7 protein-coding genes are annotated in these 7668 nt (G+C 49.6%); 1 reads left to right on the top strand and 6 read right to left on the bottom strand.

Annotated features, from left to right (window positions below; all coding sequences use genetic code 11):
- The first annotated feature begins 436 nt into the window (after positions 1-436).
- Positions 437-2032 carry an Nramp family divalent metal transporter gene (locus D1831_RS06890; RefSeq protein ID WP_125072200.1) on the top strand — a complete coding sequence of 532 codons (1596 nt, stop codon included), beginning with the start codon at positions 437-439 and terminating at the stop codon, positions 2030-2032.
- A gap of 77 nt (positions 2033-2109) precedes the next feature.
- Here the strand turns inward: D1831_RS06890 and D1831_RS06895 are convergent, their stop codons facing one another.
- The 6 genes from D1831_RS06895 to D1831_RS06920 are packed head-to-tail and all read right to left on the bottom strand — an operon-like array spanning position 2110 to position 7303.
- Positions 2110-2739: a CBS domain-containing protein gene (locus tag D1831_RS06895; protein ID WP_125072201.1), complete on the bottom strand. Its 630-nt coding sequence runs from the start codon at positions 2737-2739 to the stop codon at positions 2110-2112.
- Positions 2740-2742: 3 nt separating this feature from the next.
- Entirely contained in the window at positions 2743-3447 is a 705-nt protein-coding gene (locus D1831_RS06900) for an ABC transporter ATP-binding protein (RefSeq protein WP_125072202.1), read from the bottom strand.
- Positions 3448-3449: 2 nt separating this feature from the next.
- Positions 3450-4232 (bottom strand): ABC transporter ATP-binding protein, encoded by a 783-nt coding sequence (locus D1831_RS06905; protein WP_125072203.1) that lies wholly within the window; start codon positions 4230-4232, stop codon positions 3450-3452.
- The gene (locus tag D1831_RS06910; protein WP_125072204.1) at positions 4225-5184 is read right to left on the bottom strand and encodes a branched-chain amino acid ABC transporter permease; all 960 of its coding nucleotides are present in this window, start codon (positions 5182-5184) and stop codon (positions 4225-4227) included. Before D1831_RS06910 ends, D1831_RS06905 begins: the two co-directional genes overlap by 8 nt.
- Positions 5185-5196: 12 nt before the next feature.
- A complete protein-coding gene (locus tag D1831_RS06915) occupies positions 5197-6075 on the bottom strand; it encodes a branched-chain amino acid ABC transporter permease (protein WP_125072205.1) in 879 nt (292 codons plus the stop codon).
- A gap of 31 nt (positions 6076-6106) precedes the next feature.
- Positions 6107-7303, bottom strand: a complete 1197-nt coding sequence (locus tag D1831_RS06920) for an ABC transporter substrate-binding protein (RefSeq protein ID WP_125072206.1) — start codon at positions 7301-7303, stop codon at positions 6107-6109.
- Between the last annotated feature and the right edge of the window lie 365 nt (positions 7304-7668).

Below are 7668 nucleotides of genomic sequence, written 5' to 3' on the forward strand. Positions count from 1 at the left end.
AATAATAATTACTTTTAAATTATGCTAATTCAGTCACCCTTCCCGCTTTTCCAAATAACACTCCTTTAATATTAAAATTACGTCAATGTTTACATCTGGAAAACATTGGTTACTGATATTACGTTTACTTATAATCCCATCTTTAAACGCTCCGCCCCGGACACGGAGGCCTCAAGTCCTCATTTTGCCCCCTAACTTTACTAATTTGGTTATTAATCCATATACATTCAATAATCATCACCGATTTGCTTTAAAAATGAAAATTCAGTTATCACTTTCATACTAAGTATTTTCGTGTTCAATCCTGGTATAACAACGTTTATACAGTTTAGATTATTAAGATGTCAAGTTTAGGGACAGCTAAAAAACATTTTACTTTTCATAATCTTATGTTACATTGTTATAGGCTTAAGAGTTAAGAAAGGTGGAGTTTAAGTTGAACTCAAGCAAAAATGGGGAAACGACGCAACGTAAGCATAAGCTAATCGAATATGCGAACGGGCCGTCGTTAGAAGAGATTAACGGTACGGTTGAAGTTCCTAAGGGACAGGGCTTCATGAAAACTTTGTTTGCCTATTCCGGTCCCGGTGCGTTAGTCGCCGTCGGGTACATGGATCCGGGGAACTGGTCAACGTCGATCACCGGAGGGCAAAACTTCCAGTACTTACTAATGTCTGTTATCTTAATGTCAAGTTTGATCGCGATGTTGCTTCAATACATGGCAGCTAAACTTGGCATCGTGAGTCAGATGGATTTAGCGCAAGCCATTCGGGCCCGGACTAGTAAGGGACTCGGCATTGTTTTATGGATCTTAACGGAGTTAGCTATCATGGCAACCGACATCGCCGAAGTTATTGGGGCGGCGATTGCGTTGTACCTGTTGTTCCACATTCCGTTAGTCATTGCGGTGTTTATTACCGTCTTTGACGTGTTGGTATTGTTATTATTAACTAAAATTGGTTTTCGCAAAATCGAAGCCATCGTGGTTTGTTTAATTTTAGTCATTCTATTCGTCTTCGTGTACCAAGTAGCGCTTTCCAATCCCGACTGGGGTGGCGTCGTGCGCGGCCTCGTTCCAAGTGCTGCCACCTTCTCAACGGACCACCCGGTTGGCGGCATGACCGCCCTCTCCGGTTCACTGGGAATTATCGGGGCGACCGTGATGCCGCATAACCTGTACCTTCATTCGGCTATTTCGCAAACACGTAAAATTGACCACAACGACGAAGAAGACGTCGCCCGTACGGTGAAATTCACCGCTTGGGATTCAAACATTCAGTTGACGTTCGCTTTCTTTGTCAACGCGTTGCTGCTCATCATGGGCGTGGCCGTCTTTAAAACCGGCGCCGTCAAGGACCCGTCCTTCTTCGGGCTGTTTCAAGCCTTATCCGATACGTCAACATTAAGTAACCCGCTGTTGATCGAAGTCGCTAAGTCCGGAATCTTATCGATCCTGTTTGCCGTGGCGTTACTCGCTTCCGGTCAAAACTCGACCATCACCGGGACTTTAACTGGTCAAGTGATCATGGAAGGGTTCGTCCACATGCGGATGCCGCTCTGGATTCGGCGGTTGATCACCCGGTTGATCTCCGTGATTCCAGTACTACTGTGCGTGTTATTCACCAGTGGCAAAACGACCATTCAGGAACACGCCGCGTTAAACGATCTAATGAACAATTCCCAAGTGTTCTTGGCGTTCGCCCTTCCATTCTCAATGTTGCCATTACTAATGATGACTAACAGTGAAGTTGAAATGGGGAAACGTTTCAAGAACAGCCTCTGGGTCAACGTTTTAGGCTGGGTCTCCGTCATTGGTTTGACCTATCTAAACATGATTGGGTTACCCGACCAGATCCAAGCCTTCTTCGGGGACAACCCGACGGCCGGTCAGGTGCAACTCGCTAACCTGATCGCCTACGTGCTAATTGCCGGGGTCCTCTCGTTACTTGCTTGGACTACCTACGACCTTTACCGTGGTAACAAACGTTACGCCGCTAAGGTTCAAGCACACTTAGAAGCAACTGAAGATTAACACTGAAAAAAACGGCATCCCATTACGGAGTGCCGTTTTTTGTCATAATTTCGCATAATTACTTCTATATAGTAGGATTAAATTGCCTGAATCTCAAATCCGGCCGCCGTTAATACTTGATTAACCGTGTTGACCTGATCACTAGCTACGTGGATTTCAATCACTTTGGTCGTCTGGTGGTTTACGACCATCAACGTTTGAATACTGAGATCGTGGGCCGCCAAGACTTGCCCAATCTTAAAGATCACCCCCACGTGGTCGTGGTGAACGACGACCCGCGTTACCACGCCGGGTTCACCGTAGTCGCTGATGTTTAAAAATGCGTCGAGGATGTCATTATTGGTAATAATCCCCACGACCTGCTCCCCGTCCATGACCGGGAGCACGCCGATTTGATGCTTGCGCATCGCGTAGATGGCGTCTTCCAGCTGGGCGTTAGCCGCCACCGTCTGCACGTTGGTCTCCATGATCTGATCAACGGTCGTCTTCGTTAACAAATAGTTCGTTTCGTATACCGATAAACTCGTCGCCGGCGACGGTAACGCCCGCTCAACAATGCCGTGGGTAATCAGCCCAACCATCCGGTTATTATCCATCACCGGTAAACGGTGAATATCGTTTGTTCGCATTAACTCGACCGCCACGCTGACGGTCGTTTCCGGACGAACCACGACAAGCTGGTCCGTCATGTAATCTGCCACACTCATCCTTTAACCCCCTAAATAAGCCTTTTGAACGTCCGGATTGGCCAGTAATTCTGCCCCGGTCCCGCTCAACTTGACCTGACCGCTCGCCAAAACGTAGCCCCGGTCAGCAATCTTTAACGCCTGCTTGGCATTTTGTTCAATCAACAAAACGGTGGTGCCCGCCTGGTTGATTGCTTGAATAATGTCAAAAATCTCGTTGATAAAAATTGGCGCCAGGCCCATCGACGGCTCGTCTAATAACATTAACTTGGGGTGCGCCATTAGTGCCCGCCCCATTGCCAGCATCTGCTGTTCACCACCGGACAAAGTCGCCGCGTCCTGGTGGCGTCGCTTTTTTAGAATTGGAAAGTAGTTGTAAACCGTTTGGTAAGTTTGGGCTAACTGTGCGCGGTCCCGTCGTAAAAAGGCCCCCATTTGTAAGTTTTCCTGCACCGAGAGTCCCGGGAAAATGTGGCGGCCCTCCGGTACCTGGGAAATGCCGGCCCGGACGATCTTGGGCGCCGCCGTTTTCTGAATCGGGTGGTCTAAGTAGGTAATGCTGCCACTAGTTGACCGCATCAATCCGGAAATGGCGTGAAGCAGCGTTGACTTGCCCGCCCCGTTGGCGCCAATCAGGGTCACGATCTCCCCCTGCTCAACGTCAAAACTGACTTTTTTCACGGCCTGAATGGCCCCATAGTTAACTACTAAGTCCTTCACTTTCAACAAAACTACTCACCTCCGAGGTAGGCCTTAATGACGGCCGGATTTTTCTGAATTTCTTGGGGCGTGCCGGTGGCTAACAAGGCCCCGTGTTCCAATACGTATAACCGTTCAACCACGTTCATTACCAATGACATATCGTGTTCGATCAGCACGATCGTAATGTGAAATTCGCGTTGGATCTTGCGGATCAAACGGGTCAAATCGGCGGTTTCTTCGGGGTTCATCCCGGCCGCTGGTTCGTCTAAAAATAAGAGTTTCGGCTTCGTCGCCAGCGCCCGAACAATCTCGAGGCGGCGTTGAATCCCGTACGGCAAACTCTTAGCCGGTAAATCGGCGACGGCCGTTAAATCGAAGATGGCGAGGAGTTCTTGGGCTGCCTTGGTCATGGCCGCTTCCGTCTGGTAATACTTGGGCAACCGCAAAATACTCGTTAAGAAACCTTCGTGGTAGTGGTTCGTCATCGCAATACGGACGTTGTCCAAAACGCTGAGTTCCTTAAACAGGCGAATATTTTGAAAAGTGCGCGAAATCCCAATTTTGGCGATTTGGGCCGGTTGTTTGCCGTTTAACGGTTGCACCCCGTGGTCGGTGTAAAAACTAATCGTCCCGGAACTGACCGGCGTTTCACCCGTCAGTAAGTTAAATAACGTCGTTTTACCCGCGCCGTTGGGACCAATTAAACCAATCAGCTCGTTTTGGTCGAAGTGGACCGAAACGTTGGCCACGGCGGTCAAACCGCCAAAATTTTTCACTAGCGCTTGTGCTTCCAGCAACGGACTGTTACTCATGTTCGGCCACCCCCTTTACTTTACGGTTAAAGAGCCGTTTAAATGAAAATTCCCACGAGCCGAGTAAGCCGGCCGGTTTAAAAATCATAATCAGAATGAGGGCCAGGGAGTAAATAATCATCCGCACGGTCCCAAAGTTTTGCAAGATCGTATCCAACGCGCCTAAGACAAGGGCGGCCACGAAGGTCCCGGTAACACTGCCGACCCCACCCAGCACGACGATGATCAAAATGGCAATCGACGCCATGATGTTAAAGTCACCGGGAGCGATTGTTTGAATGTAAGCGGCGTGTAGGGAGCCCCCAATTGCGGCGGTGGCGGCGCCAAAAATGAAGGCCGCGAGTTTCCACCGGGTGGTGTTGATACCCATCGCCCCGGCGGCAATCTCGTCTTCGCGGACCGCCATCACGGCCCGACCGCCACGACTATGAATGAAGTTGACCGTGACGATCGTCGTCAAGCACATTAGCACGTAGACCGTGACCCACGACGCCAGCGCCGGAATGTTAAACAGGCCGGCCGCCCCGTTCGTAATTTTTAAATTATTGATCAGGATCCGAATAATTTCGGCGGCACCCATCGTGGCAATCGCCAAGTAATCACCGCGTAAGCGCAACGTGGGGATTCCCACGATGACGGCGGCGATCACGGCAATCACCATCCCGACCACCATCGAGAGGTAAAAGCCGGCGGGGGTGGCCATCGTTTGGGTCATGATCCCGGTCGCGTAGGCGCCGATGGCCATGAAGCCGGCGTGCCCGAGTGAAAACTGCCCGGCAAAGCCAATGATCAAATTTAAACCAACTGCCAAAATGACATTAATGCCAATCGTCACCAACATGTTTTCGATGAAAGTGTTGATCAACCCGGCAAACTCACAGGCATCGATCACCACGAAGCCGAGTACCATGACGCCCAACCAGGCGAGGTTACTTTTTAAATTTGCTTTCATTTTAATAACCTCCTAGACCTTTTCCTTAACGTTTTTACCAAAGATTCCGGCTGGTAATACTAGCAGAATCACGATCAACACGAAGTAAACGACCGCATCCTTGTACGCCGACAACCCGACGGCCTGCACGGCGGTTTCGAGGATCCCAATAATGAAGCCGCCAACCGAAGCACCGGGAACCGACCCAATCCCCCCGATAACGGCGGCCACGAAGGCCTTGATCCCGGGTGTCATCCCCATCAACGGGTCGATCGAGTTGTAGTACAACCCGATCAATACGCCGGCCGCGCCGGCCATGGCGGACCCGAGGGCGAAGGTGAATGAAATGGTATGGTTCAAGTTGATTCCAACTAATTGCGCGGCTTCCGGATCCACGGAAACGGCCCGCATCGCCTTGCCCATCTTCGTTTTTTTAATAATAACTTCCAGTAAGACCATCAATAGGCACGCGGTCCCCAAAATTAGAATCTGAACGTTGGAGATTCGCAGCCCGAGCCAGTGGTACGTCACAACTTGTATGGCCTGTGGAAAGCTGCGGGCGTTGGCCCCCACCAAGTACGACATCCCGTTTTCCAGTAAAAACGAGACCCCGATGGCGGTGATCAGCGCGGTGATCCGGGCCGAATGCCGTAACGGCCGGTACGCAAAGTACTCAATGACGACCCCGATCACGGCACAGACCAGCATGGCGGAAAGTAACGCTAAGATAAAGTTAAAATGAAAGTAATTGATACTGTAATAGCCCCAGAAGGCCCCGAGCATGTAAATATCGCCGTGCGCGAAGTTGATCAGCTTGATAATGCCGTAGACCATGGTGTATCCCAGTGCAAGCAACGCGTAGATGCTGCCCAGGGAAAGGCCGTTTATTAATTGTTGTCCAAATGTCTGCATAGGTGCCCTCCAATAATTAACCTGACTCAACCTAGTTAACGTTATAAGTGTTTGAAACGCTCCCGTTAGTCAATTGTTCGATTGAAATCGTCTTTTCAGCGTTATGCTTTTTGTCGATCGTGATCGTCCCAGTCGTCCCTTGGAAATTCTTCAAGCTAGCCAGCCCGTCCGCAATTTTAACCGAATTAGCCGAGCCTTCCTTTTCGATGGCGGTCTTGATCATGTAGACCGAATCATAGGCCAAAGCGGAGAAGGTTGGTGCGGTCGTGCCGTACTTCGCCTTAAAGGCCGTCATGAATTTGGAAGCAACTTGGTTGCTAGCGGCGGCCTTCGTGGAAAACGGTGTCGTGTAATAAACCTTGTTGGCGTTGGCTTTACCCGCAATTTGGGCCAACTTAGCATCCGCCATCCCGTCACTCCCAACGATTGGGACCTTGATCCCGGCTTGGCGGGCCTGCTTGACGATCAACCCAATTTCGGAGTAGTAACCCGGCGCGTAAATGGCGTCGATTTTTTTATGCTTCAACGCGGTCAAAATGGCGTTAAAGTCCTTATCACCCTCTTGGAACGTTTGGCTGCTAACGACCGTCCCGGTGTAGGCTTTTTTAAACGCCTTGGTTAAGCCCGTCCCGTAATCACTGGAGTTATCGGTCAAGATTGCCACCCGCTTGGCCTTTAACGTCTTGGTGGTGAACTTCGCAGCGGATGATCCTTGGAAATTATTCTGGTAGCACGCGCGGAAAACGTACTTTTGGACCGCGCCGCTCTTTTGCAGCGTGTAGTCCGGATCGGTGGCCGACGGGCTAACGGACGGTACGGCGGCCTTAGTCATGTTTGGAATGGCGGCCGTCCCGGCGTTAGTTGTTGCGGGACCAACCACGGCGACCACCTTATCGTTATTGACAAGTTGGGCGGCGACCGACGCGGCGGTCGTGTTAGCCGTCTTATTATCGCGAATCACCAACTGAACCTTCTTTTTCGTTTTACCGACCTTGATACCACCATTTTTGTTAATTTGATTAACGGCTAATTGAATCCCCTGTTTCTGCTGTTCCCCGTAACCAGCCGCCGAACCAGAGAGTTCCATGTTGACCCCGATTTTGATCGTCTTGCCGGGATTATTCCCCTGATTAGAACTGGATTTAGCGGACGTGCACCCCGCAAGTGTGAGGGCCATCGCACCCAAAGCCGCAACCTTCATCGTTTGTTTTTCCCAATTTTTAAACATATGTATTTCCCACTTTCTTTTTTATTAATTCAACAACCAGCCGTACCGCTACGATCCTCCTTTAAGTCACAAAAAGGCCTCATCCACCGTAGTGAATGAGGCCTTTCAACGGAACTGAGCCTCATTACCACAATGGGAAAGAAGGGCTCAGTTCGCTTGAATTTTGAGCATTTAACTCAAGGTCAAGTGACCGGGTCCTTCTTGATTAATAATAAGGCTAAGTTTTGAACGGCGACGACTGCCAATTTGATTAGGTTAAATTGAATTTTCATAATAAACAGTCCTCGCTTTCAAAAGTTATTTTGTGTTCTTGATGTACCTTAGGTTAATTAAAATTAAATGATAAGTCAAGCGTTATTTTTAAT

Source organism: Lactiplantibacillus garii (assembly GCF_003885105.1).
GTDB classification, from domain to species: Bacteria; Bacillota; Bacilli; order Lactobacillales; family Lactobacillaceae; genus Lactiplantibacillus; species Lactiplantibacillus garii.